Here is a 24,882-nt window from a genome sequence, read left to right as displayed (position 1 = left end):
AACCTGATCTCACACGAACCGAGGGTCCCGCCCGGACCGAGACGGAGGAGACACGATGGAAGCCCGGATGAAGAACCCCGCCACGATCATCCCCGCCGCGATGAAGCCGATCATGGAGCTGATGCGGGCCGCCCAGTCGCAGGGGCTCCCCCAGGAGCTCATGGAGATGATCCACCTGCGGGTCAGCCAGATCAACGGCTGCAGCTTCTGCGTCGACGCCGGCTACAAGAACCTGCGCAAGCTCGGCGCGAGCGACGAGCGCGTCGGCCTGGTGTCCGCCTGGCGCGAGGCCCCCTACTACACCGACGCGGAGCGGGCCGCGCTGGAGCTGGCGGAGGCGTCGACCCGGCTGGCCGACCGCACCGACGCCGTCCCCGACGAGATCTGGGACAACGCCACCGCCCACTTCGACGAGCGGCAGATGGCCTCGATCCTGCTGATGACCGCCGTCACCAACCTCTTCAACCGCCTGAACGCCCCGATCCGGCAGGTCGCCGGCAGCTGGTGAACCCCGCCCCCGCACGGGGGGACACCTGAACCGGAGAACCGGAGGACCGCCTGCCCGCCCCGGGGTTCCCGCGCGAGAGACCCCGGCACGGGAGGCCCCCTCCACCGAACCACCCCTCACGTACAGGAGACACCGACATGTCCGTCGTCCGCTCGCACCGCTACTCCGTCGCCGGCACCGACCTGGAGGAGTTCCTCGCCCGCCGGAACTCGCTGATCGCGACCGTCCGGGAGGGACACCCCGGGCTCACCCGCACCGTGCTGGTCCGGCTTGAGGACGGCGCCTACACCGACACCTGGCACTGGGAGACCGCCGAGCAGATGGGCGCCGCGTTCGCCGCGCTGCCCACCTTCCCGGAGGCGCCGCTGACCATGGCCCTCACCGAGGGCGCCACCGCCCTGAACGGCCGGGTCGTCGACGAGCGCTGACACCGCACGGGCCTCGCCGGATCCTCACCGTCCGGCGCCGGGACACCGCTCACGCGGCCGTCCCGGCACCCGGGACGCCGCCGGGATCCGGCCGTTCGTCCGCCGCGGATCACCTCGGTCCCGGGAGAGGAAGCGCCGGCCGTACGGCTCCACGACTCAGGGCCGCGTCAGGAAGTCCGCGAGGGCGCCGCGGCTGCGCTGGAGACCCTCGATGCGCTCGTCCATGGCCGTCAGCTCCCCGTTCAGGATGTCCCACAGCTCCGCGCACCAGTCGAAGTCCGGGCGCTCGCCCCGCGCGCACGGCAGCGCGATGCGGATCACCTCGGTGGTCAGGCCCGCTCTCAGCAGGGCGCGGATCTGCCGCACCGTGACCACGGAGTCGTCGGCGTAGTGGCGGTAGCCGTTCGGCCCGCGCCCGGCCTCGAGCAGCCCCTGCGTCTCGTAGTAACGCAGCAACCGCGTGCTGACTCCGGTGCGCCGGGACAGCTCCCCGATCAGCATGCGACCCGCTCCCAAGGTTGACCTTCACACTGATGCGAAGCCCTAACGTCGTCCCACGGGCGGGCATTCCGGACGGACCGCCCGCGATCCGTTTCGTCTCGCACCGCTGGAGCACCTCATGTCGTCTTTCGTCGCCCACCTTGACGGGCGTACGGCGAGCGCCGGCGAACTGGCGCCGCTGGCCTTCGCGGGTTACGCCCACTTCACCGCCATGCAGGTACGCGACAGCCGGGTACGGGGCCTCGACCTGCACCTGGAACGGCTCCGCTCCGCCTCGGTGACGCTGTTCGGCCGGGCTCTGCCCGACGACCGGGTGCGGGCGTGCCTGCGAGCGGCGGTGCAGGCCGGGCCGGCCGACCTCTCGCTGACGGCCACGGTGTACTCCCCCACGGGCGAGTTCACGACGGCGGGAGCCGATGTGCCGCTCGAAGTGCTGGTGCGCACCAGGCCGGCCGTGTCCGGCCCCCGGGCTCCGCTCGCGCTGGCGATGGTCGAGCACGAGCGCTTCCTTCCCGCCGTGAAGCACGTCGGCGAGGTGGCCAAGACGTACCTCCTCCGCCAGGCCGTCGATCAGGGCTTCGACGACGCCGCCTTCGTCGACCGCCGGGGGCGGCTCAGCGAGGCGACGATCTGGAACCTGGCCTTCTGGGACGGCACCGCCGTGGTGTGGCCCGAGGCCGAGGTGCTGGACGGGATCACGATGGGCATCGTCCGCCGGCGGCTGGACCACCTCGGCGTGCCCCAGCGCGTCCGGGAGGTCACTCCCGCCGACCTGCCGGCACTGGCGGGGGCCGTGGTCATGAACTCGTGGACCCCGGGGGTGGCGGTGCGCCGGATCGGCTCCGTGCCCCTGCCCGACGCGCCGTCCTTCATGGAACTGCTGCACCGGGCCTACGAGTCCGAACCGCTCGTCTCACCGTAAGGGTCCGTCCGGCCGCCGCCGTCGATCCATGCTTCCCCGCCACCGCCGCGATGCCCCTGAATCAGGGTCAGACCTTCTCGATCCGCACTCGCGGGTGCCCGGTGGTGAGCAGTTCGATGTCCTCCACGTCGGAGGTCAGGATCGTCACCCGGCCCGAATGCTGCAGCGCGGTCGCACACAGCATGGCGTCGATGGCGTACTTGTGACCGTGCAGTCCCGCGGTACGCAGCAGGGTGGCTGCGGAGTGCGCGACCACCTGGGTGACCGGGTCCACACGCAACCGGGACAGCGTCCACTTCAGCGCGGCGTCGTTGATCTTGGGGTGGGTCGCCTCGACGAGCACCGCGGCCGAGGTGACGACCGGCAGGTCCGCGTCGCGGGCCGCCGTCAGCCACTCGTGAATCTCCCGGTCGCGCTGTACGGCCTTCGACAGGCCCTCACTGTCCAGGACCAGGACACCACTCACGCGGCCGCCCCGGCGTCCGAGGCGCCGCCGGTGAGCCGGGCGAGTTTGGCCGCCACCGCCTCCGGGTCGGCAGGGCCGTGCACCCGGTCGAAGTCAGCGATCAGCTCGTCCAGGTTGTCCCGTTCGATCTGCCGCTGAGCGGCTTTCTCCAGGTATGCCGAGACACCCCGCTTGCCGACCCGATCGCGGATCGCCTGCAAAGTGCCGGCGGTCAAGGTGACGGAGATCCCGTTGGTGGGGCCGTCACCGGGAGGAAACTCCATATCATCAGCCATGACCTCAGTATGGCATTGGAAATGCCATAGAGCCCGCTCCAGGAGGAGACACACCCGCGACGGCGTCAGAACCACTACCGGGACAGGTTCGCCGGCCGGCCCCGCATTCACCAGCCCGGACAGGAGAGCTACATGGCAGCCCAGGGAAGGCGGCGCACCGGCGGACATGTGGGGAGGCCCGGTCCGGCCGCGTTTCGTTCCTCCGGGTCGTGCTCACCTGGACGGCGATCACGGTGCTGCCGCGCGTCTCGCGCGGTGATCGGCTGTGGAGCGGCCCCGGCAGGCAGGAGAGACGGGGGAAAGACGCGCGGACAGGGGGTGGGCCGCGCGACCATGCTCTACTGCCCGCCGGGGAGCCGGGAGGCACGGCGAGGAAGGGGTGACGCCCTTCCGGCCCCCTCCTCACCGGCGGACTCGCCACCTCGCCGTGCCCGTCTCAGCGACCGACGGAGCCGGCCAGAACCTGTGCGGCACCTTGAAGGTCGCTCACCGGATGACGCTTCTCCGCGGACCGCCAGGAGTAATAGGCCCCGCCGTACCCGACGAACACCCACACCGGAAGACCGGCCCCGCCGGGACGATGGACCATCAGGACACTGTCGTCGTCACGCAGCTCGGCATGGACCTTGTGCTTCAGCAACTCATCGCGCAACCGGGTGAGCGCGAACGCCTCACGCCGCCGACGCTGGTATTCGGTGAAGGCCGCGGCGGCCCGCATGATCGAATTCATCCGACGCTCCCTCCGACCCGGCCGTTCGCCGCCGTCGATTCATCGGTGACGAGAGGCTACGAGCCCATGCGCTGTCCGCCGAGGCCCACCGCATCGCGGCCTCCATCCTGCTCAAGCAGGAGGACAGGAGCCTGGCGAGGAGGTCATCGGCCGCCCGGCGACCCTTCGCCTGGTCCGCGACATCTCCACCACGGCGCCGGTCGGCGTCCGGCGCGAAGCCCGCGAGTACGCGGGTCTCCCTGGGAGTCCTCGCGGCGCTCCGCCTGCTCGGGGGCCGGGCATGCCGGCCAGGGAGCGATCAGGCCACCGGCGACTCAGACCACCGTTGATCCATATTTCCGCACCGCCACCACGATGACGCCAGGCCATCGTGGCGTTCCGATCAACCTCCCGTGTCGGCCCACGCCAGCTAAGCTCGATGGCGGATGTCCCGGCTCGCTCACCGGGTCAGGGCACCCGCGAGTGTGAGGAGGTGGCGGAATGACCGCGGAGCCGCACGGACTGATCGGCATCCGGACGCCTGTACAGATCCTTGAGTCCCTGAAGGCCGATCGGAGTCCGCGTAACATCCGTGCCTGCCTTCCCTCCAGTGATCGCGACCACTTCGACAGGGACTACCGGCAGGCCATGGCCAAGGCCACCGAGGAGCTGGACCTCGCACCCGTCAACGCCCTGCTGGCGCATTGGTGGCACATGGCCAGAATGAAGGCGACCGGAGAGTACGAAGCGGTTCTGGAGCACGGAGCTCGCATCCAGGAGCGGATCGAGCGTGACGAGTACGTTCCGGGGAGACCTCTGCGGGATGTTCTCGCTGAACGGGCGGCCGAGCTCGGCGTGGAGCTCGATCTCTAGATGTACACGGTCGGTAAGAGCAAGCAGGTGGACGAGCAGATCGCCGCCCTTCCGGCTGAAGCGCTCACGGCGTTCCACGAGGTGACCGTGTTCCTTCACGTCGCACCGTGGAGCGGCAACCCTTTCGTACGGGAACGGCCTGACGCCCCGATGCGGACCCAGACGTTCGGCGATGGCGGCTCGGGCATGGTCACCTACCTGATCGTCGAGTACCGCCGGCTGGTGGAGATCATTCAAGTCGCCTGGTACGCCTGAGAAGGCATCGCGCCGGGGGGTGCGTGGGGAAGTCGCGCAGGGGGCGGAGCGGGCCGAGCAGCAGGACGGTGATGGAGAGGAGCTGGACGGCGGCCATCAGCCACATGGTCCCGCGGACGCCGACCGTCTCGCCCAGCACGCCGCCGAGCAGCCCGCCGAGGGGGATCGCGCCGTAGTTCAGCGCCGACGTGCTCGCGGTGATCCGCCCGAACAGCTCCGCCGGGCAGTACCGCTGGCGGAAGGTGGAGGTCAGGATGTTCGAGGCGACGATGCCCGCGCCCGCGCCGAAACCGGCGGCGGTGAAGGACACCAGGCCCGTGCCGCCGCTGCCGGCCGGGCCGAGCAGCAGCATCGGCGCGGCAAACGCCTCGCACAGCAGGAACCCCCGCGCCGTCCCGAACCGGGCGGCGATCCGGCCGGCCAGCGCCGCCCCCAGCAAACCGCCCGCGCCGGCCAGGGCCAGCACCAGGCCCACCTGTCCGGGCTGGGCTCCGAGGTTCCGGGTCAGGAACACGACCTGGATCGACTGGTAGCCCATCAGTGCGATGTTGGACAGCGCGCTGAAGACGGTGAGTGTGCGCAGGTACGGGTCGCCCACGACGAACCGCAGCCCGTCGCGGATCTCCGCGCGCAGCCGCCGCTTCGCCGTACCGCCCCCGTACGCTCCGCTCGCCGTGCCGTCCCGGCGCGGCTCGTTCCCCCCGCCACCTCGGCGCGGCTCGCCCGCCGTGCCGTCCCGGCGTGTTTCGCGTATGCGGATGGAGCGCAGGCACAGTACGGCGACGCCGAAGCTGAGCGCGTCGGCCAGCACGCCGCTGACCGCACCGAAGCCCTGCGCGAGCAGCCCCGCCAGCCCCGGGCCGGCGACCTGGGCGGCCGACTCACTGCCCTGGAGCCTGGTGTTGGCCGCGAGCAGCCGCTCGTCTCCGACCAGGGAGGGGAGGTAGGCGCGGTAGGCGAGGTTGAAGAACACCTTCGCCACCCCGCCCACGATGGCCGCCACGAGCAGGTGCGTCATCGTGAGCACGCCGGACCACGCCGCGACCGGCACGCTCGCGAACACCGCCATCGAGACGGTGTTGCACGCCAGCATCACCGGCCGTTTCGGCAGGCGGTCCACCCACGCGCCCGCGGGCAGTCCGACCAGCAGCCACGGCAGCCAGGCGGCCGCGGTCAGCAGGCCGACGGCGAAGGTCCCGGCGCGCAGCGTCACCACGGCGACCAGCGGGAGCGCCACACCGGCGACGGCGCTGCCGAGCATGCTCGTCGTCTCGCCGATCCACAGCAGCCGGAAGTCGCGCGTCCTCGGCGGACCGTTCCGTACGGCCGGCGTGGCGGCCGCCGCGGTCACGGCTGCCCGGGGACGGCGCGGACGGACAGGAAGACGAGCTCGCGTTCCTGCCCGTCGTCGGGGATCTCCCGGTCCGCCAGTGAGGACAGCAGGGCGAAGACCTTCTCCTCCAGCTCGGCGAGCTCGGCGACCGACAGCCTCGCCCAGTGGTCGGTGGTGAACGCGGCCCGCCGCCACGGCTCGGGGTAGTTCTCACGCTCGGCGAACCACTGCCGGACGAGGGCGGTCTGCCGCTCCAGGACCAGGGACTCGGCCGCCGCCGCCACGGGGTCGTCGGGGAAGTCCGCCGACGACCAGCTGAGGACGCCCGGCGACCTGCGCCACCAGCGTTCCCGGCGGTCGCGGGCGAGCTCGGGGACCTCCTCCACCAGCTCGCCTGCGGCGAGGACCTTCAGGTGATGGCTGATGTTGCCGACGGCCTGCCCGGTCCTTCCGGCGAGCACGGACACCGTGGAGGGGCCGTCCACCCGCAGGATGTCCAGCAGGCGCCGGCGCAGCGGGTGGGACATCGCGGCCAGCACCTTCGAGTCGCGCACCTCGCGCACCTCGTGTACTTCGTCCGCCGCGCGGGCTTCCGGCGTCCCGTCCGCCGTACCGCTCGTCTGGTGATCACGCATTACCCCACCGTAAATGCACAAGAATCATTGTGCAATGTCTCTTGTATATATGTCCGGGGCCCACCGGCAAGTGATTCCGGGCCGGACGGCCGGCGGCATCGTCACCAGCCGGCCGGCATGACATGCCCGGCGGTCAGCGCGGTGCGCCGTGCAGCTCCAGGGCGCGGGAGACGACCGTCTCGGCGGGCCTGCCGAGCACCTTCTCCAGGTCGGGGGTCTGCCGTTCCAGCGCACCCGCGCGCACCTGGGCGTTGATCCAGCTCATGGCGGCCGGACCGGCGTCCGGGACCTCCCGGTACGGCACCCCCAGCGCCTCCGCCACCTCCGGGTGGCTCCACAGCGGGCCGGTGAGGTCGTACGCCCGGCCCAGATGCCCCTCGCCCGTCAGCACGTTCGCGGCCACCTCGGCCAGGTCCGACCGGAACGCGGTGTTCAGGCCGCGCCCCCCGGTGCTCGCGGTCAGCTCCCCGCCGGAGACCCGCGGGACGAACGCGTCGCCGTAGAAGGGGTGCCGCAGGATCGTGTACGGCAGGCCGCTGCCGAGGATGGCCTGTTCGGTGGCGTGGTACGCCTCGGTCAGGCCGGTGGCGGCGGTGTCGGCCCCCAGGAAGCTGGTGAAGACGACGGCGCCGACGCCGGCGTCCTTCGCGGCGGCCACGGCGGCCAGGTGCTGCCCGGCCCTGCGGGCGGTGTCGAGCTCCGGGGACGAGATCAGCAGCAGGCGGCCGATCCCGTCGAAGGCCTCACGCAGGCTCGCCGGGTCGTCGTAGTCGCCGCGCCGTACCGGGACGCCCTCGGGGGCCCGTCCGGGGTCGCGCACCACGGCGGTCACCTCCGTCCGGGTGCGCAGGTGAGCGATGACGAGGCGGCCGAGCGCGCCCGAGGCGGCCGAGACTGCGATCAACGGAGGACTCCCTCTGCGTGCGGTGGGCCCTCAGTGAACTCCCGGCGGGAAGCGCGTCGCCACTCGTTTTCCGGGCGGATCGTTTTCCGGGCGGAGACCCCCGTCTCGGCCCTCCGCTCCTGAACGTGACCCCAGCCGCCGCTCGCCGCCGCCCAGAAGACGGGCGCCCGATGGGCCGGCTGTCAGGCGGCAGTTTTCGGCGACCCGGCTCGGGAACCGCTGAGCAGGAGGCCCCCGGCGAGGGCGACCGCGGCGGCGGTGGCACCGTGCACGCCGAAGGCGGTTGCGGGGTCTCCGCCGGAGAGCAGCACGATGAACATGTCGCCGATCGGGGTGAGCGCCGCAGCCACCATGACCCAGCCCAGGACGCGACGGTTGCCTGTCGCCAGGACCGCGAGGATCACCAGACCGGACACCAGATCCCGGATTCCCTTGACGGCGAGGAATCCCGCGCCCTCGTCATGTGGCCAGCTCGGCAGGCCGAAGTTGGGCGCCATGGACTGAGGAGCCAGCAGGTAACTCACCCCGACATAGCCGATGAACAGGGCGCCGACGACTGCGAGGACAGTGCCGACCGTGGTGCGAGACAGCGGTTTCGTGGACATTGAGAGATCTCTTTCAAGGACGGTGGGGGTCAGGACGCCTGGCGGTCGCGGGTCCAGGCGGGGTGTCCGCGAGGTGTCACCAGGCGGGCAGGTCGATGGCGGTGGCGGCGCGGTGGATCGGCTCGACGACCTTGGCCATGATCCGGTCCTTGCCGGGCAGCAGGTTGACCAGACGCAGCATCAGCATCGACATGCGGACCTGGGAGCGGCTCGACAGGACCATGCGCTTGATGTTGGCGGTGCCCAGGGCCTGGTTGGTCGCGACGAAGGACCGCATCCGCGCCTCGTACGCGGGGAAGGCGACGGTGTGGTCGCCACCGGCCCGCTTGAGCTCGCCCGCCAGCACGTACGCGCCGACCAGCGCGAGACTGGTGCCCTGGCCGGAGGCGGGTGAGGCGCAGTAGGCGGCGTCGCCGACCAGGGCGACCGGGCCGGCGTGCCAGGTGTCCATGCGCACCTGGCTCATGGAGTCGTAGTAGAAGTCGGGGGCGCCGGTCATGGCCTCCAGCAGGCGTGGCACCTCCCACCCTGATCCGCGGTAGGCCTCGGCCAGCGCACGCTCCTGCTCGGCTCGGTCGCCTGCCTTGCCGGTGGCGGCCCACAGGAACATGGCCTTCGCGCCGGCGTCCTGGCGGGTGCTGTAGAGCAGCGCCGTGCGGCCGGGGCCGACGTAGGTGAGCTCCTCGCAGTCGAGCCCGAGGTGGTTGGGCACACTGAAGATCGAGACGTTGTAGCCCATGTCGTGGACGAAGCGCTCCTCGGGGCCGAAGGCCAGGGCGCGGGTGTTGGAGTGCAGCCCGTCGGCGCCGATGACGAGGTCGAAGTCGCGGACGAGCCCGCCGGCGAAGGTGACCCGGGTGCCGTCGATGGCGGCGATCGAGTCGCCGAAGACGTACTCGACGCCGGCGGTCGCCTCGTGGAGGAGCCGGGCGAGGTCGCCGCGGTGCAGTTCGGCGTCCTGGTGGACGCGGCCGCCGAAGCTGTCGCCGTCCATGCTGGCCACCCGGCGGCCCTCGCCGTCGACGACCGAGCCGGCGCGGACGTCGGTGCGCAGGGCGCGGATCTCCTCCAGCAGGCCCATCCTCTCGACGACGTCGAGGGCGGCGCCCCGGATGTCGACCTTGTAGCCGCCTTCGCGGATGTCGGCGGCGCGCTCGACGACGGTCGGGGTGAAGCCGTGCTCGCGGAGCCAGTAGGCCAGGGTCATGCCCGCCATGCCGGCGCCGGAGATCAGGATGTTCGTCACGCCACGAATAGTACATATGTGTTAGACGCATGTGCAAGACGGCTGTGTAAGCTCGGGTCCATGGGAAATCGAGAAGATCTTCTGGAAGGCGCCAAGCACTGCCTCTACGAGAAGGGCTACTTCCGCACGACCGCGCGTGACATCGCCACGGCCGCGGGGGTCAGCCTGGCCGCGATCGGCTACCACTACGGCACGAAAGACGCGCTGCTCAACGAGGCGGTGGTGGAGGCGATGCAGGAATGGGCCGACGACCTGGGCCGGGCGCTGGCCGGGCCGGGAGACTTCGAGACGACCTGGGCCAAGGTCATCGAGTCCTTCACCCGCGCCAGGCCACTGTGGGTGATCCAGTTCGAGCTGGTCGCGCACATGGCGCGCACCCCCGAGATGCGCGAGTCCTTCGCGGAGGCGGGACGGCAGGCCAGGCTGGGGCTGGCGGAGCTGTTCGGCTCCGACTCCGAGAAGGTGGGAGCCGTGATCCAGACCCTGGTGGGCGGCCTGGCGGCGCAGTGGCTGGTGGACCCCGACGGCGCGCCGGCTCCGGCGGACCTGCTGGAGGGCTTGCGCGTCCTGATGGAACCCGCGCCGACGCCGCCAGAAGGGTGAGGCCGCGCACCGCAGGCGGTGACGGTGCGGCGGATCACGGCTCGCCGTGGCGATGCCGCCGGGCCTTCGAACACGAACTCGCCGGGCACGGCGTCAAGCGGAGGGCCGCCTCACGGCCGGGCGGCGATGGCCGTCATCGCCGTCGCCACGCGCACCGGCCACCGCTCTGGAGCCCCGGCCCGAACTCCCCTACGATCGACGCCGGCCCCCGGCAACCGCCCGCAGAGGAGTCGCGCCCATGGCCAACGGCTTCGGCGACGGTCCTCGTGTCCTGAGGCTCTCCAACGGCGCGACCGACGCGTTCCTGTCCGTGCTGCAGTTCGCCCTGTCCGACCTGGCCGCCGGCGAATGGGAACGGGCGCTGGCGCAGTGGATCGCCTGGCACGACCAGAACCTCGCCGGCCGCGGCTGCGTCGGCTTCGACCTGAAGGAGATCGCCTGGGACCCGGCGGAATTCCCCCGGCAGAAGGCGTTCCTCCTGCGCGCCATCGACCTGGCCGGCACCCGCCACCGCTGGGACGAGCTGTGCTACGACCCGGCCCTCGCGGAGCCGCACCTGCGCGCGTACCGGGACATCGTCGAGCGGTTCGAACTGCCCGCGCGGTACGGCCCGTCCGGGACGTGGAGCTGGCCGGGCGCGGATGACGAGGAGACGTTCTGCCCCGCCCACGGCGTCCACTGCTCCGAGCTCGGCTGGTGCCGGGTCTGCGACGACTGCCCGCCCGGCCCGAGGACATGAACCCGCCACCCGGCGGCGCCACCAGGCTTCGGATCGGGCTCTGGATTCTGTTCTGTGGATTTTCGCCGTGGCGAGGTCCCACAGAACAGAACCTGGGCGAGCCGCCGGGCGAGGAGGCCGTCGGGCGCGCCGACCCGCGTGAATCCCGCCCCGGCCAGGAGCGGGGGCAGCGTCCTGCGGATCTCCGGAACGTGCGCGTCCTCGTGGATGAGGTCGTAGAAGGGGAGGGCGATGAAGTCGGTCATGGCGGGCAACGCTATTCCGGACGGCCTGCCGCGCCGGGTTCCGGCGGCGGGACTCGACGGTCTACCGGTTCGAGCCGGACCCCGCGGAGCCGTGAAGGGCGGAACCCGTCCCGATGCCACCGGAACCGTCGGCGGGATCCGTCCCGCCGCCCGGCCCGGGGCGGGTCCGGGAGCGGAAGGTGCGGCGGTAGGTGTCCGGGGGCACACCGACCGTGCGGTTGAAGTGCCGGCGCAGCGTCGTGGCGGTGCCCATGCCGGTGGCCGCCGCGATGGCGTCGACGCCGTCGCCGGTGGTCTCCAGCAGTTCCTGGGCGTGACGGATCCGCTGGGTCATCAGCCACTGCAGCGGGGTGGTGCCGGTCACCGACCTGAAGTGGCGGTTCAGGTTCCGTGAGCTCATCCGCGCCCGGCGGGCCAGGTCCTCCACGGTCAGCGGCCGGTCCAGCCGTTCGATCACCCAGGGGAACAGTTCGGCGAGCGGGTGGTCGTCGGGGGCGGGCACCGGGGCGGTGACGAACTGGGCCTGACCGCCGTCCCGGTGCGGTGGCACGACCAGGCGGCGGGCGACCGTGTTGGCGACCGAGGAGCCGTGGTCGAGACGGACGAGGTGCAGGCACAGGTCCATGGCCGCGGCCTTGCCGGCCGAGGTGAGCACGCTGCCGTCGTCCACGTACAGGACGTCCGGGTCCACCTCCACCCGGGGGTGGCGGGCGGCCAGGTCCCCGGTGTGCGCCCAGTGCGTGGTCGCGCGCCTGCCGTCCAGCAGACCGGCGGCGGCCAGCACGAACGCGCCCGTGCAGAGGGAGGCCACGCGCGCGCCCGCCTCGTGGGCCTCGCGCACCGCGTCGACCAGGTCGGCGGGCGGATCGACGTCGACGTCGGCCCAGCCCGGGACGATCACGGTGCCGGCGTGCCGGAGCCGGTCGAGGCCGTGGTCGGGCTCCAGCAGGAACCGGCCGAGCCGTACGGCGCCCGGCCCGCAGACGGTGACGTCGTACCAGGGGACCGTCACACCGGCCGGGGCGGTGGCGAAGACCTCGTACGCCAGGGACAGCTCGAAGTGCAGCATGCCGTCGGTGGCGGCCAGCGCGACAGTGTTCATGTCCGAAATTGTACGGGCAATGGCATTCCGGACACTCACGGTGGGACGCCCGCCGTCACCAGGATGTTCACCACGGATCGCGGCAGGGCGTTCGAGTGCGAGGAGAGAAGCCATGGCATCGGGGACATCAGAGGCGTCGGGGGCGTCGGGACTCAGGGTGGCGGTGTTCGGCGCGTACGGGCACACCGGGCGCTTCGTGGTGGCGCGGCTGCGGGAACGCGGGTTCGTCCCGGTCCTGTCCGGCCGTGACAGCGGAAAGCTGGAGGCGATGGCGTCCGGAACCCGGCTGGAGGTTCGCCCGGCGTCGGTCGGCGACCCGGCCTCGCTCGACCGCGCGCTGACCGGCGCGGCGGCCGTGATCAACTGTGCCGGGCCCTTCGCCGCCACGGCCGCCCCGGTGATCGAGGCGGCGCTGCGCGCCGGGATCCCGTACGTGGACGTGGCGGCCGAGATCGAGGCCAACGCCGACACCTTCGCGCGCTTCGCGGACCGCGCCCGCGACGCGGGGGTGGCGGTCGTCCCCGCGATGGCCTTCTACGGCGGCCTCGGCGACCTGCTGGCCACCGCCGCGATGGGCGACTGGACCGAGGCCGACGAGGCGCACGTCGCGTACGGGCTGGACAGCTGGCACCCCACCCCCGGGACCCGCGCCGCGGGCGTGGTCTCCGGGGAGCGGCGGGGCGGGCGGCGCGTCCGTCACACGAACGGCCGGCTGGAGTACCACGACGACGAGCTGCCGGTCCTGGAGTGGCCCTTCCCCAGCCCGATGGGCCCCCGGACCGTCATCGGGGAGTTCACGATGGCCGACGTCGTGACCATCCCCAGCCACCTGCCCATCCCCGAGGTGCGCACCTACATGACGGCCGAGGCCGCCAGGGACCTGTCGGACCCGGACACTCCGGCGCCGGCCCCGGTCGACGAGCACGGGCGGTCCGCGCAGACCTTCCTCGTCGACGTCGTCGTGCGCTCCGGCGGCGCCGAACGGCGCGCCGTGGCGAGCGGTCGGGACATCTACGCCGTCACCGCGCCGCTCGCGGTGGAGGCGGTCGAGCGCGTCCTCACCGGGCGGGCCGGGACGGCCGGCGTCGCCTCCGCCGGCGAGATCTTCGACGCCGCCGACTTCCTCCGCGCGCTGGCCCCTCACATCTCCTTCGAGCCGCTTCCATAGCGGGTCCTCCGGAACCGCGGCGACCGGCGAGCTCCCCCTCGCCGGCCGCCGCGGGCGTGTCAGAATCCCTGCGCGAGCCGGTAGTACGCCTGGTTCCAGCGCAGTTCCTTGGCGAACCGCCGGGAGGTGGTCTCGGCGTCGATGACGAGCAGCTCGACGCCGAGCATGTCGGAGAGGTCGGTGAGCTCCTCGGCCCCGACCGCCGCGGACAGCACGGTGTGGTGCGGCGCGCCGGCCGTCAGCCACGACTCGGTGGAGGTCCGCATGTCGGGCCGCGGCCGCCAGACGGCGCGGGCGACCGGCAGGTTCGGCAGCGGCTCCGGCGGGGCGACGACGTCGATCTCGTTGGCCACCAGGCGGAACCGGTCGCCCATGTCGGCCAGGCCGATCACCACGGCCGGTCCGGGCCGGGCGTCGAACACCAGCCGCACCGGGTCCTCCCGGCCGCCGATGCCCAGCGGGTGGATCTCGCACGAGGGCGTGTCCTCGGCGATGGTGGGGCAGACCTCCAGCATGTGCGCGCCGAGGATCAGCTCCTCCCCCGGGGTGAGGTGGTAGGTGTAGTCCTCCATGAACGAGGTGCCGCCCGGCAGCCCGGCCGACATCACCTTCAGCGTGCGCAGCAGCACCGAGGTCTTCCAGTCGCCCTCGCCGCCGAAGCCGTAGCCGTCGGCCATGAGGCGCTGTACGGCGAGCCCCGGAAGCTGCCGCAGCCCGCCGAGGTCCTCGAAGTTCGTGGTGAACGCCCGGAAGCCGCCGGCCTCCAGGAAGGCGCGCAGGCCCAGCTCGATGCGGGCCGCGTAACGCAGGGAGTCGTGCCGCCCGCCGTCCGCGCGCAGCTCGGGGGCCACCCGGTAGACGTCCTCGTACTCCTTGACCAGCGCGCCCACCTCGGCGTCCGACGCGGAGTCCACGGCCTCGACCAGGTCGTTGACGCCGTAGGTGTTGACCGACACGCCGAACCTGAGCTGCGCCTCGACCTTGTCGCCCTCGGTCACCGCCACGTCGCGCATGTTGTCGCCGAACCGGGCGAGCCGGAGGGAGGTCAGCTCGGCCCTCCCGGCGGCGGCGCGCGCCCACGCCGCGACGCGCGCCGCCACGGCGGGGTCGCTGACGTGCCCGGCGACGGTCTTGCGCGGCACCCCGAGCCTGGTCTGGATGTGACCGAACTCGCGGTCGCCGTGCGCGGCCTGGTTGAGGTTCATGAAGTCCATGTCGATGGAGCTCCACGGCAGCTCGACGTTGGCCTGCGTGTGCAGGTGCAGCAGCGGCTTGCGCAGCGCGTCGAGCCCGGCGATCCACATCTTGGCCGGGGAGAACGTGTGCATCCACGCGATCAGGCCGGCGCAGTCGTCGTCGGCGTTCGCCTCCAGGCACACCCGGCGGATGGCCGCCGCGTCGGTGAGCACCGGCCGCCACTCCACCTCGAACGGCAGCGACTCACCCAGCTTCCCGGCGATCTCGCGGGACTGCCCGGCCACCTGGCGCAGCGTGTCCTCGCCGTACAGGCCCTGGCTGCCGGTCAGGAACCATAGCTTCACCGGTGACTCCTCTGTCCGTAGACGTTCTGGTAGCGGTCGTACAGGCTGTCGACGTCGCCCGGGGCGATCGGCACAGGGGTGCCGAGCTGGCGGGAGACGTGCACGGTGCGGGCGACGTCCTCGCACATCACGGCCGCCTTGACGGCCGCCTTCGGCGACTCGCCGATCGTGAAGACCCCGTGGTTGCGCATGAGGACCGCGCGGGAGCGGTGCCCGGTCAGGGTCTCCACGATGCCCTTGCCGATGTCGTCGCCGCCGATCAGCGCGAACGGCCCGACCGGGATCTCGCCGCCGAACTCGTCGGCCATCGCGGTCAGCACGCAGGGGATCGGCTCGTCCCGGGCCGCCCAGGCGGAGGCGTACGTGGAGTGGGTGTGCACCACCCCGTTCACCTCCGGCATGTGCCGGTAGACATAGGCGTGCGCGGCGGTGTCGCTGGACGGCGCGAGCGTCCCCTCGACGAGTTCGCCGGAGAGGTCGCACACGACGATCGACTCCGGGGTCAGGTCGTCGTACGAGACGCCGCTGGGCTTGATGACGAAAAGGTCCGCCCCGGGCACCCGCCCGGAGATGTTCCCCGCGGTCCACGCCACGAGGCCGTAGCGGACCAGCTCGGTATGGAGGCGGCAGACGGTCTCCCGCAGCTCCTCGATCACACGCCTGTCCCCGCTCATGAGCCCGCCCCGATCACACGCTTCTCCTCGTTCCGGTCGCGCCCTGGGCGCTCGTCCCGTTCCCGGTGGCCGCTCACACGCTCGTCCTGTCCCTGGTCGCCGCTCACGCGCCCGCCCCGTCTCCGGTCGCCGCTCACGCGCTCGCCTCGTTCCTGATCGCGCGGAGCCGGTGCAGCATGCCGCCGTCCGCGAAGTGGTCGTGCAGCCGGCGGTACTCGGCGTACAGCCGGTCGTAGGCGTCGGCCCGCTTCTCGTCGGGCAGGTAGGCGTCGGTGACGCGCTTTCCCATCGCCGCCGCGGCCGCCGTGATGTCGGGGTGGGCGCCCGCGGCGACGGCCGCGTGGATCGCCGAGCCGAGGGCCGGCCCCTGGCCGGAGCCGATCACCGACAGCGGCCGGCGCAGCACGTCGGCATAGACCTGCATGAGGAAGGGGTTCCTCAGCAGGCCGCCGGCGACCACGAACTCCTCCACCGGCACGCCGGAGGACTCGAACGTCTCCACGATCAGGCGGGCGCCGTACGCGGTGGCCTCGATGAGCGCGCGGTAGACGTCCTCCGGCCGGGTGGCGAGCGTCTGCCCGGCGATCACGCCGGATAGGGTGTGGTCGACCAGGATGGAGCGGTTGCCGCCGTGCCAGTCGAGCGCGACCAGCCCGTGCTGCCCGACGTTCTGCTCCGCGGCCAGCTCCGTCAGGTACTCGTGGAGGCCGAGACCCCGCTCCGCCGCCCGCCCGGCGTACGGCGCGGGCACGCAGTTGTCCACGTACCAGGCGAGGATGTCGCCGACGGCCGACTGACCGGCCTCGTAGCCCCACAGGCCGGGCACGATGCCGTCGCGCACCACCCCGCACATCCCGGGCACCTCGGCCAGGCGGTCGGAGCACATGACGTGGCAGGTGGAGGTGCCCATGATGGCGACCATCTGGCCGGGCCGGACCGCGTCGGCGGCGGTCGCGGTGACGTGCGCGTCGACGTTGCCGACGGCCACCGCGACACCCTCGGGCAGGCCCGTCCACCCGGCGGCCCGCGCGGTCAGCCGACCGGCGAGGCCGCCGAGCGGCGCGAGCTCCCGGCCGAGTTTGCCGGTGAAACCGGCGAAGGCGGGGTTGAGCGCGGCCAGGAAGCCGTCGGAAGGGTAGCCGCCGTCCTGGAAGACGCCCTTGTAGCCGGCGGTGCAGACGTTGCGGGTCTCCACGCCGGTGAGCTGCCAGATGATCCAGTCGGCGGCCTCGATCCAGCGTTCGGCCAGCGCGTAGGTCTCCGGGTCCTCCTCCAGGACCTGGAGACCCTTGGCGAACTCCCACTCGGAGGAGATCCGGCCGCCGTACCGGGGCAGCCAGGGCTCGCCGCGCTCGGCGGCCAGCGCGTTGATCCGGTCGGCGTGCGGCTGCGCCGCGTGGTGCTTCCACAGCTTGGGCCAGGCGTGCGGCCGGTCGGGCCGCGACTCGCACAGCGGGACGCCGTCCGCGGTGGCGGGCAGCACCGTGCAGGCCGTGAAGTCGGTGCCGACGCCGATCACCTGCTCCGGCGGGACCCCCGACGCCGCCAGGGCCTCCGGTACGGCGTGCCGCAGCACGTCGATCCAGTCCTGGGGCGACTGCAGCGCCCAGTCGGGGCCGAGCCGGACGCCCGACCCGGGGAGGGCGTCCTCGATCACCCCGTGGGCGTACTCGTGGACCGCGCCGCCCAGCTCCGCGCCGTCGCTCACCCGCACCACCACGGCCCTGCCCGACAGGGTCCCGAAGTCGACGCCGACGACGTAGCGCTCGCCGTTACCGCTCACATGCTCTCCAAAACTCGTCACGCGATCTTTCGGACCGACGGTGGGGACTTCCCGGCGGCTACCGCCTGCGAGCCGTGATCAGGCGTTGCATCAGGATGAAGACGAACAGAAGCAGGCCGATGAGGATCCGCGTCCACCAGGAGTTCAGCGTGCCCTCGAAGCTGATGATCGTCTGGATCAGGCCGAGCACGAGCACGCCCAGCACGGTGCCGAACAGGTAGCCGGAGCCGCCGGTCAGCAGGGTGCCGCCGATCACGACGGCGCCGATCGCGTCGAGCTCCATCCCGACCGCGTGCAGGCCGTACCCGGACAGCATGTAGAACGACAGCACCAGGCCGCCGAGGGCGGAGCAGAAGCCGCTGACCGTGTAGACGGCGATCTTCGTCCGCGCCACCGGGAGGCCCATGAGCAGCGCCGACTGCTCGTTCCCGCCGGTGGCGTACACGTTCCTGCCGAGCCGGGTGTAGTGGAGCGTGTACCCCGCCACGACGACCACGGCGGCGGCGACCAGCACGCCGTGCGAGATCCACATGTCCGCGCCGAGGTCGATCCGCGTCTGCGCGAACGCGGTGAACACCGGGTCCTCGATGGGGATCGACCGGGTGTCGATCGTGTAGCACAGGCCGCGGGCCAGGAACATCCCGGCCAGCGTCACGATGAACGGCTGGATCTCGAAGTAGTGGATGATCGCGCCCATGCCGAGGCCGAGGACCGCCCCGATGAGCAGCACGATCAGCATCACCGGCCAGGGGGACCAGCCCTGTTTCAGCAGCGTCGCGGCGACCATGGTGGACAGCGCCACCACCGAGCCGACCGACAGGTCGATGCCGCCCGCGAGGATCACGAAGGTCATCCCGACGGCCACGACCAGCAGGAACGCGTTGTCGATGAAGACGTTGAGGATGATCTGCCCGGTGGCGAACCCCTCGTACCGGATGCCCCCCGCGGCGAACATGGCGAGGAACAGCGCGGCCGTGACCAGGACCGGGACGTACCTGCGCGGCACCCGGACCCGGAGCCGGCGGCCCGGGACTGTCGCGACGGTCATGCCGAGACCCTCACCTTCTCTTCCGCCACCGGGGACGCACCGGCGGGGCGGCGGCGCCGGTGGAAGACCTTCGCGCGGAAGGCCGGGGACTGGATCAGGCAGACGACGGTCACCACGAGCGCCTTGAACAGCAGCGTCGTCTCCGGCGGAACGCCGATCGAGTAGATGGTGGTGGTCAGCGTCTGGATGATGAGCGCGCCCAGCACGGTGCCGCCGATGGAGAACCGCCCGCCCGACAGCGGGGTGCCGCCGATCACGACCGCCAGGATCGCGTCCAGCTCGATCCACAGGCCGGCGTTGTTGCCGTCGGCGCTGGAGACGTTCGAGCTGATCATGAGCCCGGCGATCCCCGCGCACAGCGCGCAGAACGTGTAGACGGTCAGGAGCACCCCGCGCGCGCTGATGCCGGCCAGCCGGCTCGCCTCGGCGTTGCCGCCGACCGACTCGATGAGCAGGCCGAGGGCGAGCCGCCGGGTGAGGAACGCGGTCAGCGCCAGCACCGCGAGCACGATGATGATCCCGAACGGCAGCGTGAGCCAGTAACCCCCGCCGATCAGCTTGTACGGCGCGCTGTTGATCGTGATGATCTGACCGTCGGTGATGAGCTGGGCGAGGCCGCGCCCGGCGACCATGAGGATCAGCGTCGCGATGATGGGCTGGACGCCCACGGTCGCGACGAGCAGGCCGTTCCAGGCGCCGAGCACCACCGAGAGCGCGAGGGCGACGCCGACCGCCCCCAGCACGCCGCCCACCGAGTTCTGGTCTCCGAGGTCACTGATCTGCAGGCACGCGAGGGCTCCGGAGATCGCCACGACCGAGCCCACCGACAGGTCGATACCGCGGGTCGCGATGACCAGCGTCATGCCCAGCGCCACGAGGATCAGCGGCGCGCCGAACCTGACGATGTCGATCAGGCTGCCGTAGAGGTGGCCGTCCTTGAGCTCGATCCTGAAGAAGCCGTCGGTGAACACCAGGTTGACCAGCAGCAGCGCCGCCAGGATCACGACGGGCCACAACAGGCGGTGCCCGAGCAGGCGGCGTCCGGGCGAGGCGGACGCGGGCGCGGAAGCGGAGGAGGGTGCGGGTGCGGGTGCGGTCATGACGCGGCTCCGCTCGCGATCGTCTCCATCAGGGCGCCGGTGGTCAGCCGCTCGTCGTTGTCGATCTCGGCGACGAGGCGACGGTCGCGCAGCACGCCGACCCGGTGGCTGAGCCGCAGGACCTCCTCCAGCTCGGCGGAGATGAACAGCACGGCCATCCCGCCGCCGGACAGCTCGGCCACCAGGCGCTGGATCTCCGCCTTCGCGCCGATGTCGATGCCGCGGGTGGGCTCGTCGAGGATGAGCAGCCGGGGCTCCAGGATGAGCCAGCGGGCCAGCAGCACCTTCTGCTGGTTGCCGCCGCTGAGGTTCCTGACGAGCTGCTCGGGGTCGGCCGGGCGGATGTTCAGCGCGGAGACGTACTTGGCGACCAGCTCGTCCTGTCTGCGCCGGGGGATCGGCCGGGTCCACCCGCGGGACGCCTGCAGCGCGAGGACGATGTTCTCCCGCACGGTGAGGTCGGGCACGAGCCCCTCCTCGCGCCGGTTCTCGGAGCAGAAGGCGAGCCGGTGGCGGATCGCCGCCCGGGGCGTGCGCAGCCCGACCGGCTCTCCCGCGATCCGCAGCGAGCCGGTGCCCGCGTGGTCGGCGCCGAACAGTAGCCGGGCGATCTCGGTACGGCCGGAGCCGAGCAGCCCGGCCAGGCCGACCACCTCGCCTTCCCGGATGGTCAGCGTGAACGGCTCGATCGCCCTGGACCGGCCGAGCCCGTCCGTCTCCACGAGCGGCGCGCCCTCCCTGGCCGGCGGCCTGTCCTCCAGCCGCTCCAGGTCGGCGAGCTCGCGACCGATCATCTTGCCGACCAGGTCCACCTGGCTCAGCTCGCTCGTGAGGTACTCCCCCACGAGCCGGCCGTTGCGCAGGACCGTCATGCGGTCGGCGATCTCGTAGATCTGGTCGAGGAAGTGCGAGACGAACAGGATCGCGATGCCCTGCTCCTTCAGCCGCCGCATCACCCGGAACAGCTGCGCGACCTCGCCGGAGTCGAGGCTGGAGGTCGGCTCGTCGAGGATGAGGACCCGGGCGTCGACGTCCAGGGCCCTGGCGATGGACACCATCTGCTGCACGGCCGGCGAGTACGCCGACAGGGGGGCCGACACGTCGATGTGGAGGTCGAGACGGCCCAGCAGTTCGGCGGCCCGGCGGCGGGCCTCCTTCCACCGGATGCGGCCGAGGCGGCGGGGCTCCCGGCCGATGACGACGTTCTCGGTGACGGAGAGGTTCGGGCAGAGGTTGACCTCCTGGTAGACCGTGCTGATGCCGGCCTCCCGGGCGGCCTGCGGGCCGGAGAAGACCACCGGACGGCCCGCCAGCTCGATCTCGCCGGCGTCGATGTCGTACACGCCGGTCAGCACCTTGATCAGCGTGGACTTGCCGGCGCCGTTCTCTCCCATGAGCGCGTGGACCTCGCCGGGCAGCAGCCGGAAGTCCACGCCGTCCAGCGCCTTCACGCCGGGGAACTGTTTGCCGATCCCTTTCATCCGCAGGATCGGCGCGGGTGGGGCCATGTGGCGTCTCTCTCCTCGTCGGCTGTGCTCACCGGCTGTCCTCGCCGGCCGGCGGGCCGCCCCCGTCCCGCGGGGGCGACCCGGTCCGGGATCAGTACTTACGGCCCGGCAGAGCCTCCTTCGCCTGCTCCTGGGTGAAGGTGGTCTCCTCCGTCACGACGCGGGCGGGAACCTGCTCGCCCTTCACGACCTTCTTGGCCAGGTCCATGAGCTGGGGGCCGAGCAGCGGGCTGCACTCGACGATGAAGCTGATCTTGCCGTCGGCCAGCGCCTGCATGCCGTCGTGGACCGCGTCCACCGAAATGATCTTGATGTCCTTGCCGGGCGCCTTGCCGGCGCCCTCGATGGCCTCGATCGCGCCGAGCGCCATGTCGTCGTTGTGCGCGTACAGGACGTCGATCTTCGGGTTGGCCTTGAGGAACGCCTCCATGACCTCCTTGCCCTTGGCCCGGGTGAAGTCGCCGGTCTGCGAGGCGATGACCTTGAACTTGGGGTCGGCGGAGATGACCTGCTCGAAGCCCGCCTTGCGGTCGTTGGCCGGGGCGGAGCCCGTCGTGCCCTCGAGCTGGACGATGTTCACCTGGTCGGTGCCGTCCTTGTACTGGTCGACCAGCCACTGGCCGGCCTTCTTGCCCTCCTCGGTGAAGTCGGAGCCGAGGAAGGTCTTGTAGAGGCTCGTGTCCTTCGAATCCACGGCCCGGTCGGTCAGGATGACCGGGATCTTGGCATTCTTCGCCTCGTTCAGCACGGTGTCCCAGCCCGATTCGACGACCGGTGAGAAGGCGATGACGTCGACCTTCTGCTGGATGTAGGAGCGGATCGCCTTGATCTGGTTCTCCTGCTTCTGCTGAGCGTCGGAGAACTTCAGGTCGACGCCCGCCGACTGGGCGGACTCCTGGACCGACTTGGTGTTGGCGGTTCGCCAGCCGCTTTCCGCGCCGACCTGGGCGAAGCCCATGACGATCTTTCCGTCGGACGAGCCGCCCGAACCGCCGGAGCCGCCCGAACCACTGCAACCGGCCATGGCCAGTGTCGTGACGCCGACCAGGACCAGCGCCGAGATCCTCTTGAACACGGGGGTTCCTTTCTGGGTGTCAGTGCCGGGACGACGGAGCTCCCCCCTTCGCCCGGCTTCGATGCCCGGCGCTCGGCCCCGCCGAATGCTCGTCGCGTTCGGCCTGAGAAAACTGTGAGCGTTAACATTAGTTGTCGTCAAGGTGGGCCCCGGTTACGTTCTGATCACACCGAAATAATCCGTTAACACCCGTTGACGTTCCCGCCGAAGCACTCTTAAATGGGATTCGGGCCCTGGATGTTAGCGCTCACTACCGGACGGTCAGGTAGGTCGCCGACATCCGGACGGCAGCGACGTCGCAGGTGAGAGAGGCCGGACGGCCGGGATCGCCGTACCCGGGCACACGAGACGGAGCGGTTTTCCGCAGTGCCCGCCGTCGGACTCCGTACTGCCCGAATTCCACCGGGCCGGCGCCGCCGTGAATTCCATCCGCCGTGATTCACCGACCGGCCACGACGACCGGTCCGGCCGGTCCGGCACCCGGGCGCGACGGCGGGTTCGACGCGCCCGCGTCAGGCACGCCGACGGGTTCGGCACCCCCTCACCGGCCGCGCGTCGACCGCGGACCGGCTCGGCCGGTCCGGTGCCGGTCGGCGGCGACGGGCGCTCCGCCGCCGGCCGGCATCGGGCCGGCGACGGCTACCGGCGCGGGAGCACCGAGCGGACGGCCTCCTCGCTGCGGCCGACGACGGCCGATCCGTCGTCGGTGGTGATGATGGGGCGCTGGATCAGGACGGGATGGGCGGCCAGCGCCCGGATCCAGCGGTCGCGGTCCGCGGGGGTACGGGGCCAGTCGGCCAAGCCGATCTCGGCGGCCACGGGCTCGCCCAGCCGGGCGATGTCCCAGGGGTCGAGGCCGAGCCGGGTCAGCACCTCGCGGAGCTCCAGCTCATTGGGCGGGTCCTCCAGATACCGGCGGACGGTGTAACCGGCCCGCTCGGAATCAAGGACGGACAGCGCGGAACGGCACTTGGAGCAGTCGGGGTTGATCCAGATCTCCATATGGTCATCCTTCGGCGCCTGGGCGGCGGGTACGCGGCGGGAACTCGGGGAGCGGGTCTTCCCAGCAGCGTAGAGGCGACCGGCGGGAAGATGTCCATCCGGACGCGGTCACGTCGTTCCGGTCGCCTCGCCCGCCCCGGCGTGCGCCTGCGCATGACCCGCGCCGGGACGTCCCGGCCGCGGGGCCCACCCCCGGCGCGGCCCCGGCGGCACCGCCGGGGCCACCGGCCCCGGTGACACGGCCCTGACCGGGGCGAGGGCCCGCCCGCCGGCGGGCACGTCTCCGAGAACGAGCGCCCGTGCCCCGATGACGGCGTCGTCTCCCACGTGCACCGGGCCGAGGACGGTCGCGCCGACGCCCAGCACCACGCGGGCGCCGATCACCGGGTGCCGCCGCTCCCCAGCGGCCCGCCGGTTGTCGCGCCACCACCCGACCGCGCCCAGCGTCACCTGGTGGTAGATGGTCACGTCGTCGCCCACGACGGCGGTCTCCCCGATCACCACCGCCGCTCCGTGGTCGACGAACACCCTGCGCCCGAGCACCGCACCGGGGTGGATCTCCACCCCGGTGAACCCGCGCGCGAGGAGCATCAGCAGCCGGGCGGGCAGCCGCCGGCCGCGCCGGTGGAGCCGGTGGGCGATCCGGTGCAGCCACATCGCCGGCAGCACCGGGTGCAGCAGCGCCTCCCACCGGCTGCGGACGGACGGGTCCCGCTCGACGATCGTCCGCAGGTCCTCCCCCAGGGTGCGCAGCAACTCCCGGGGGCGGTCTCCGCGCGGCGTCGGCTCGGCGGGGCTCCCGTGTGCCGGGTGGGGCTGGTACATCACCTCATCGTCGGGGGCGCCGGATCCGGCCCGCTTCTTCGCGCGTGCCCGCATGCCGCCATCCGTTCTCACGGTGTGCGGATCATGTGACGGCGCGGTCCCCGGCCGCCGGCGGCGCGACGATCGCGCCCGGCAGGGCCGGGAGTTACCGTTGATCGCAGGGAAGGCACACGGTTCACCCGATCCCTGGAAGGGATGTGGAATGAACGCGTTCACATGGGTCCTCGTCGTCCTGTTCGGCGGGGCGGGGGCGATCTGGGCCGCTGACATCCTCAGGTCCAGGGGACGCCCCGGGCACCGGCGGATCTCCGTGCCGTCCAGCCTCCTGAGAGGCGCCCGGCTCCACCGGACGTACGGCGGCGTCGACACGAGGCCGCTCATCCAGGAGATGCGGCGGGCCGACAGACGTCATCCCTGAGCCGACGCCCGCCGGGTGCCACCGGGGAACGCCACGGTGAGCGCCCGGTGGTCGCCTCGGGAACGGCACGACGGCCGCCCGGAGGCCGTTTCCCGTCAGCCGCCTATCGGACCCCGTCATCGGCGGGGGCGGCCATCCCGGCGGGCATGAGCAGGAACACCTTGGGAGAGAGCCGGTCCATGTCCCCTCTCCTGCCGAACACCAGGCCGGCGGCGAAGTCGACGAACTGTTTGGCCTCGTCGTCCGGCAGCTCGGTGAGGTCCATCACCACCGGCGTGCCCGTGCGGAAGAAGTGCCCCACGTGGAGCGCCTCGTTGTAGTTCTGCGGGCGGAGCGTCTTGATCACCGCTCCAGTCTGCCCTGTTCACGGCCCCGGTCAAGGCGCGCCGGG

The 24,882-nt window shown here is 71.8% G+C and carries 29 protein-coding genes; 9 read left to right on the top strand and 20 right to left on the bottom strand.

All coding sequences use genetic code 11. The features are described from left to right. Positions 1–55: 55 nt before the first annotated feature. Together AB0D67_RS18885 and AB0D67_RS18880 are read left to right on the top strand one after the other, a co-directional pair. Positions 56–508 (top strand): carboxymuconolactone decarboxylase family protein, encoded by a 453-nt coding sequence (locus AB0D67_RS18885; RefSeq protein WP_362936706.1) that lies wholly within the window; start codon positions 56–58, stop codon positions 506–508. Positions 509–645: 137 nt separating this feature from the next. Further along, positions 646–936 (top strand): hypothetical protein, encoded by a 291-nt coding sequence (locus AB0D67_RS18880; protein ID WP_362936703.1) that lies wholly within the window; start codon positions 646–648, stop codon positions 934–936. A gap of 156 nt (positions 937–1,092) precedes the next feature. Here AB0D67_RS18880 and AB0D67_RS18875 read toward each other — a convergent pair whose 3' ends face one another. After that, positions 1,093–1,437, bottom strand: a complete 345-nt coding sequence (locus AB0D67_RS18875; RefSeq protein WP_362936700.1) for a MerR family transcriptional regulator — start codon at positions 1,435–1,437, stop codon at positions 1,093–1,095. Positions 1,438–1,555: 118 nt separating this feature from the next. On the opposite strand from AB0D67_RS18875, the gene AB0D67_RS18870 reads away from it, so the two are divergent. Beyond that, positions 1,556–2,359, top strand: a complete 804-nt coding sequence (locus AB0D67_RS18870; protein ID WP_362936697.1) for an aminotransferase class IV family protein — start codon at positions 1,556–1,558, stop codon at positions 2,357–2,359. A 67-nt stretch (positions 2,360–2,426) separates the two neighbouring features. Here AB0D67_RS18870 and AB0D67_RS18865 read toward each other — a convergent pair whose 3' ends face one another. The 3 genes from AB0D67_RS18865 to AB0D67_RS18855 all read right to left on the bottom strand — a co-directional run bounded on the left by AB0D67_RS18865 (position 2,427) and on the right by AB0D67_RS18855 (position 3,830). Then, entirely contained in the window at positions 2,427–2,825 is a 399-nt protein-coding gene (locus AB0D67_RS18865; RefSeq protein WP_362936694.1) for a PIN domain-containing protein, read from the bottom strand. After that, positions 2,822–3,100: a hypothetical protein gene (locus AB0D67_RS18860; RefSeq protein WP_362936691.1), complete on the bottom strand. Its 279-nt coding sequence runs from the start codon at positions 3,098–3,100 to the stop codon at positions 2,822–2,824. The genes AB0D67_RS18865 and AB0D67_RS18860 overlap by 4 nt, the downstream gene beginning before the upstream one ends. Positions 3,101–3,536: 436 nt before the next feature. Beyond that, a complete protein-coding gene (locus AB0D67_RS18855; protein ID WP_362936688.1) occupies positions 3,537–3,830 on the bottom strand; it encodes a hypothetical protein in 294 nt (97 codons plus the stop codon). 480 nt (positions 3,831–4,310) lie between these two features. Here AB0D67_RS18855 and AB0D67_RS18850 point away from each other — a divergent pair, with 480 nt between their 5' ends. Both AB0D67_RS18850 and AB0D67_RS18845 read left to right on the top strand, forming a co-directional pair. Next, positions 4,311–4,682, top strand: a complete 372-nt coding sequence (locus tag AB0D67_RS18850) for a DUF6247 family protein (RefSeq protein WP_362936685.1) — start codon at positions 4,311–4,313, stop codon at positions 4,680–4,682. After that, a complete protein-coding gene (locus AB0D67_RS18845; protein ID WP_362936682.1) occupies positions 4,683–4,937 on the top strand; it encodes a hypothetical protein in 255 nt (84 codons plus the stop codon). Here AB0D67_RS18845 and AB0D67_RS18840 read toward each other — a convergent pair. The 5 genes from AB0D67_RS18840 to AB0D67_RS18820 form a co-directional block, all read right to left on the bottom strand. Continuing rightward, complete coding sequence (locus AB0D67_RS18840; RefSeq protein ID WP_362936679.1) at positions 4,912–6,288, bottom strand: MFS transporter; 1,377 nt, start codon at positions 6,286–6,288, stop codon at positions 4,912–4,914. The two genes, AB0D67_RS18845 and AB0D67_RS18840, sit on opposite strands and share 26 nt — an antisense overlap. Beyond that, positions 6,285–6,905, bottom strand: a complete 621-nt coding sequence (locus tag AB0D67_RS18835) for a helix-turn-helix domain-containing protein (RefSeq protein ID WP_362936676.1) — start codon at positions 6,903–6,905, stop codon at positions 6,285–6,287. The genes AB0D67_RS18840 and AB0D67_RS18835 overlap by 4 nt, the downstream gene beginning before the upstream one ends. Before the next feature lie 133 nt (positions 6,906–7,038). Beyond that, the gene (locus tag AB0D67_RS18830) at positions 7,039–7,809 is read right to left on the bottom strand and encodes an NAD(P)H-binding protein (protein WP_362936673.1); all 771 of its coding nucleotides are present in this window, start codon (positions 7,807–7,809) and stop codon (positions 7,039–7,041) included. A 182-nt stretch (positions 7,810–7,991) separates the two neighbouring features. Next, positions 7,992–8,414, bottom strand: coding sequence for a DUF4267 domain-containing protein (locus tag AB0D67_RS18825; protein ID WP_362936670.1), 423 nt, complete (start codon positions 8,412–8,414; stop codon positions 7,992–7,994). A gap of 76 nt (positions 8,415–8,490) precedes the next feature. Continuing rightward, the gene (locus tag AB0D67_RS18820; protein ID WP_362936667.1) at positions 8,491–9,660 is read right to left on the bottom strand and encodes an FAD-dependent monooxygenase; all 1,170 of its coding nucleotides are present in this window, start codon (positions 9,658–9,660) and stop codon (positions 8,491–8,493) included. Positions 9,661–9,720: 60 nt separating this feature from the next. On the opposite strand from AB0D67_RS18820, the gene AB0D67_RS18815 reads away from it, so the two are divergent. Further along, positions 9,721–10,263 (top strand): TetR/AcrR family transcriptional regulator, encoded by a 543-nt coding sequence (locus tag AB0D67_RS18815; protein ID WP_362936664.1) that lies wholly within the window; start codon positions 9,721–9,723, stop codon positions 10,261–10,263. 238 nt (positions 10,264–10,501) lie between these two features. After that, positions 10,502–11,002 (top strand): hypothetical protein, encoded by a 501-nt coding sequence (locus AB0D67_RS18810; protein ID WP_362936661.1) that lies wholly within the window; start codon positions 10,502–10,504, stop codon positions 11,000–11,002. A gap of 306 nt (positions 11,003–11,308) precedes the next feature. Here AB0D67_RS18810 and AB0D67_RS18805 read toward each other — a convergent pair whose 3' ends face one another. Next, entirely contained in the window at positions 11,309–12,349 is a 1,041-nt protein-coding gene (locus AB0D67_RS18805) for a helix-turn-helix domain-containing protein (protein ID WP_362936658.1), read from the bottom strand. 112 nt (positions 12,350–12,461) lie between these two features. Here AB0D67_RS18805 and AB0D67_RS18800 point away from each other — a divergent pair, with 112 nt between their 5' ends. Beyond that, entirely contained in the window at positions 12,462–13,517 is a 1,056-nt protein-coding gene (locus AB0D67_RS18800; RefSeq protein ID WP_362936655.1) for a saccharopine dehydrogenase NADP-binding domain-containing protein, read from the top strand. A 59-nt stretch (positions 13,518–13,576) separates the two neighbouring features. On the opposite strand, the gene araA is transcribed toward AB0D67_RS18800, so the two are convergent. The 9 genes from araA to epsC form a co-directional block, all read right to left on the bottom strand. Continuing rightward, positions 13,577–15,058, bottom strand: coding sequence for an L-arabinose isomerase (gene araA, locus AB0D67_RS18795; RefSeq protein ID WP_362936652.1), 1,482 nt, complete (start codon positions 15,056–15,058; stop codon positions 13,577–13,579). Next, positions 15,055–15,732 carry an L-ribulose-5-phosphate 4-epimerase gene (locus AB0D67_RS18790; protein WP_362936649.1) on the bottom strand — a complete coding sequence of 226 codons (678 nt, stop codon included), beginning with the start codon at positions 15,730–15,732 and terminating at the stop codon, positions 15,055–15,057. Before AB0D67_RS18790 ends, araA begins: the two co-directional genes overlap by 4 nt. 133 nt (positions 15,733–15,865) lie before the next feature. Next, the gene (araB, locus tag AB0D67_RS18785; RefSeq protein WP_362936646.1) at positions 15,866–17,515 is read right to left on the bottom strand and encodes a ribulokinase; all 1,650 of its coding nucleotides are present in this window, start codon (positions 17,513–17,515) and stop codon (positions 15,866–15,868) included. Positions 17,516–17,573: 58 nt separating this feature from the next. Further along, complete coding sequence (gene yjfF / locus AB0D67_RS18780) at positions 17,574–18,563, bottom strand: galactofuranose ABC transporter, permease protein YjfF (RefSeq protein WP_362936643.1); 990 nt, start codon at positions 18,561–18,563, stop codon at positions 17,574–17,576. Next, complete coding sequence (locus AB0D67_RS18775) at positions 18,560–19,663, bottom strand: ABC transporter permease (RefSeq protein ID WP_362936640.1); 1,104 nt, start codon at positions 19,661–19,663, stop codon at positions 18,560–18,562. Before AB0D67_RS18775 ends, yjfF begins: the two co-directional genes overlap by 4 nt. Beyond that, positions 19,660–21,171 carry a sugar ABC transporter ATP-binding protein gene (locus AB0D67_RS18770; RefSeq protein WP_362936637.1) on the bottom strand — a complete coding sequence of 504 codons (1,512 nt, stop codon included), beginning with the start codon at positions 21,169–21,171 and terminating at the stop codon, positions 19,660–19,662. The genes AB0D67_RS18775 and AB0D67_RS18770 overlap by 4 nt, the downstream gene beginning before the upstream one ends. A gap of 91 nt (positions 21,172–21,262) precedes the next feature. Then, positions 21,263–22,246: an ABC transporter substrate-binding protein gene (locus tag AB0D67_RS18765; protein WP_362936634.1), complete on the bottom strand. Its 984-nt coding sequence runs from the start codon at positions 22,244–22,246 to the stop codon at positions 21,263–21,265. Positions 22,247–22,885: 639 nt separating this feature from the next. Next, positions 22,886–23,248 carry an ArsC/Spx/MgsR family protein gene (locus tag AB0D67_RS18760; protein ID WP_362936631.1) on the bottom strand — a complete coding sequence of 121 codons (363 nt, stop codon included), beginning with the start codon at positions 23,246–23,248 and terminating at the stop codon, positions 22,886–22,888. 108 nt (positions 23,249–23,356) lie between these two features. After that, entirely contained in the window at positions 23,357–24,127 is a 771-nt protein-coding gene (epsC, locus tag AB0D67_RS18755) for a serine O-acetyltransferase EpsC (RefSeq protein WP_362936628.1), read from the bottom strand. Positions 24,128–24,275: 148 nt separating this feature from the next. Between epsC and AB0D67_RS18750 the strand changes: the two genes are divergently transcribed. After that, on the top strand, positions 24,276–24,491 hold the full coding sequence (locus AB0D67_RS18750; RefSeq protein WP_362936625.1) for a hypothetical protein: 216 nt from the start codon (positions 24,276–24,278) through the stop codon (positions 24,489–24,491). A 103-nt stretch (positions 24,492–24,594) separates the two neighbouring features. Here the strand turns inward: AB0D67_RS18750 and AB0D67_RS18745 are convergent, their stop codons facing one another. Beyond that, positions 24,595–24,837, bottom strand: coding sequence for a cell division protein SepF (locus AB0D67_RS18745; RefSeq protein ID WP_362936622.1), 243 nt, complete (start codon positions 24,835–24,837; stop codon positions 24,595–24,597). Positions 24,838–24,882: the final 45 nt, after the last annotated feature.

This window comes from Streptosporangium sp. NPDC048047, assembly GCF_040653115.1.
Lineage (GTDB): Bacteria > Actinomycetota > Actinomycetes > Streptosporangiales > Streptosporangiaceae > Streptosporangium.
The sequence above is the reverse complement of the archived record's forward strand: the minus strand, read 5'-3'. Positions and strand labels throughout refer to the sequence as shown.

Excerpts from the sequence above, each read along its gene's own strand:
- AB0D67_RS18885 (WP_362936706.1), top strand. The coding sequence starts at position 56 with ATGGAAGCCCGGATGAAGAACCCCGCCACGATCATCCCCGCCGCGATG.
- AB0D67_RS18880 (WP_362936703.1), top strand. The coding sequence starts at position 646 with ATGTCCGTCGTCCGCTCGCACCGCTACTCCGTCGCCGGCACCGACCTG.
- AB0D67_RS18875 (WP_362936700.1), bottom strand. The coding sequence starts at position 1,437 with ATGCTGATCGGGGAGCTGTCCCGGCGCACCGGAGTCAGCACGCGGTTG.
- AB0D67_RS18870 (WP_362936697.1), top strand. The coding sequence starts at position 1,556 with ATGTCGTCTTTCGTCGCCCACCTTGACGGGCGTACGGCGAGCGCCGGC.
- AB0D67_RS18860 (WP_362936691.1), bottom strand. The coding sequence starts at position 3,100 with ATGGCTGATGATATGGAGTTTCCTCCCGGTGACGGCCCCACCAACGGG.
- AB0D67_RS18855 (WP_362936688.1), bottom strand. The coding sequence starts at position 3,830 with ATGAATTCGATCATGCGGGCCGCCGCGGCCTTCACCGAATACCAGCGT.
- AB0D67_RS18850 (WP_362936685.1), top strand. The coding sequence starts at position 4,311 with ATGACCGCGGAGCCGCACGGACTGATCGGCATCCGGACGCCTGTACAG.
- AB0D67_RS18845 (WP_362936682.1), top strand. The coding sequence starts at position 4,683 with ATGTACACGGTCGGTAAGAGCAAGCAGGTGGACGAGCAGATCGCCGCC.
- AB0D67_RS18835 (WP_362936676.1), bottom strand. The coding sequence starts at position 6,905 with ATGCGTGATCACCAGACGAGCGGTACGGCGGACGGGACGCCGGAAGCC.
- AB0D67_RS18825 (WP_362936670.1), bottom strand. The coding sequence starts at position 8,414 with ATGTCCACGAAACCGCTGTCTCGCACCACGGTCGGCACTGTCCTCGCA.
- AB0D67_RS18815 (WP_362936664.1), top strand. The coding sequence starts at position 9,721 with ATGGGAAATCGAGAAGATCTTCTGGAAGGCGCCAAGCACTGCCTCTAC.
- AB0D67_RS18810 (WP_362936661.1), top strand. The coding sequence starts at position 10,502 with ATGGCCAACGGCTTCGGCGACGGTCCTCGTGTCCTGAGGCTCTCCAAC.
- AB0D67_RS18805 (WP_362936658.1), bottom strand. The coding sequence starts at position 12,349 with ATGAACACTGTCGCGCTGGCCGCCACCGACGGCATGCTGCACTTCGAG.
- AB0D67_RS18800 (WP_362936655.1), top strand. The coding sequence starts at position 12,462 with ATGGCATCGGGGACATCAGAGGCGTCGGGGGCGTCGGGACTCAGGGTG.
- AB0D67_RS18790 (WP_362936649.1), bottom strand. The coding sequence starts at position 15,732 with ATGAGCGGGGACAGGCGTGTGATCGAGGAGCTGCGGGAGACCGTCTGC.
- yjfF (WP_362936643.1), bottom strand. The coding sequence starts at position 18,563 with ATGACCGTCGCGACAGTCCCGGGCCGCCGGCTCCGGGTCCGGGTGCCG.
- AB0D67_RS18775 (WP_362936640.1), bottom strand. The coding sequence starts at position 19,663 with ATGACCGCACCCGCACCCGCACCCTCCTCCGCTTCCGCGCCCGCGTCC.
- AB0D67_RS18770 (WP_362936637.1), bottom strand. The coding sequence starts at position 21,171 with ATGGCCCCACCCGCGCCGATCCTGCGGATGAAAGGGATCGGCAAACAG.
- AB0D67_RS18760 (WP_362936631.1), bottom strand. The coding sequence starts at position 23,248 with ATGGAGATCTGGATCAACCCCGACTGCTCCAAGTGCCGTTCCGCGCTG.
- epsC (WP_362936628.1), bottom strand. The coding sequence starts at position 24,127 with ATGCGGGCACGCGCGAAGAAGCGGGCCGGATCCGGCGCCCCCGACGAT.
- AB0D67_RS18750 (WP_362936625.1), top strand. The coding sequence starts at position 24,276 with ATGAACGCGTTCACATGGGTCCTCGTCGTCCTGTTCGGCGGGGCGGGG.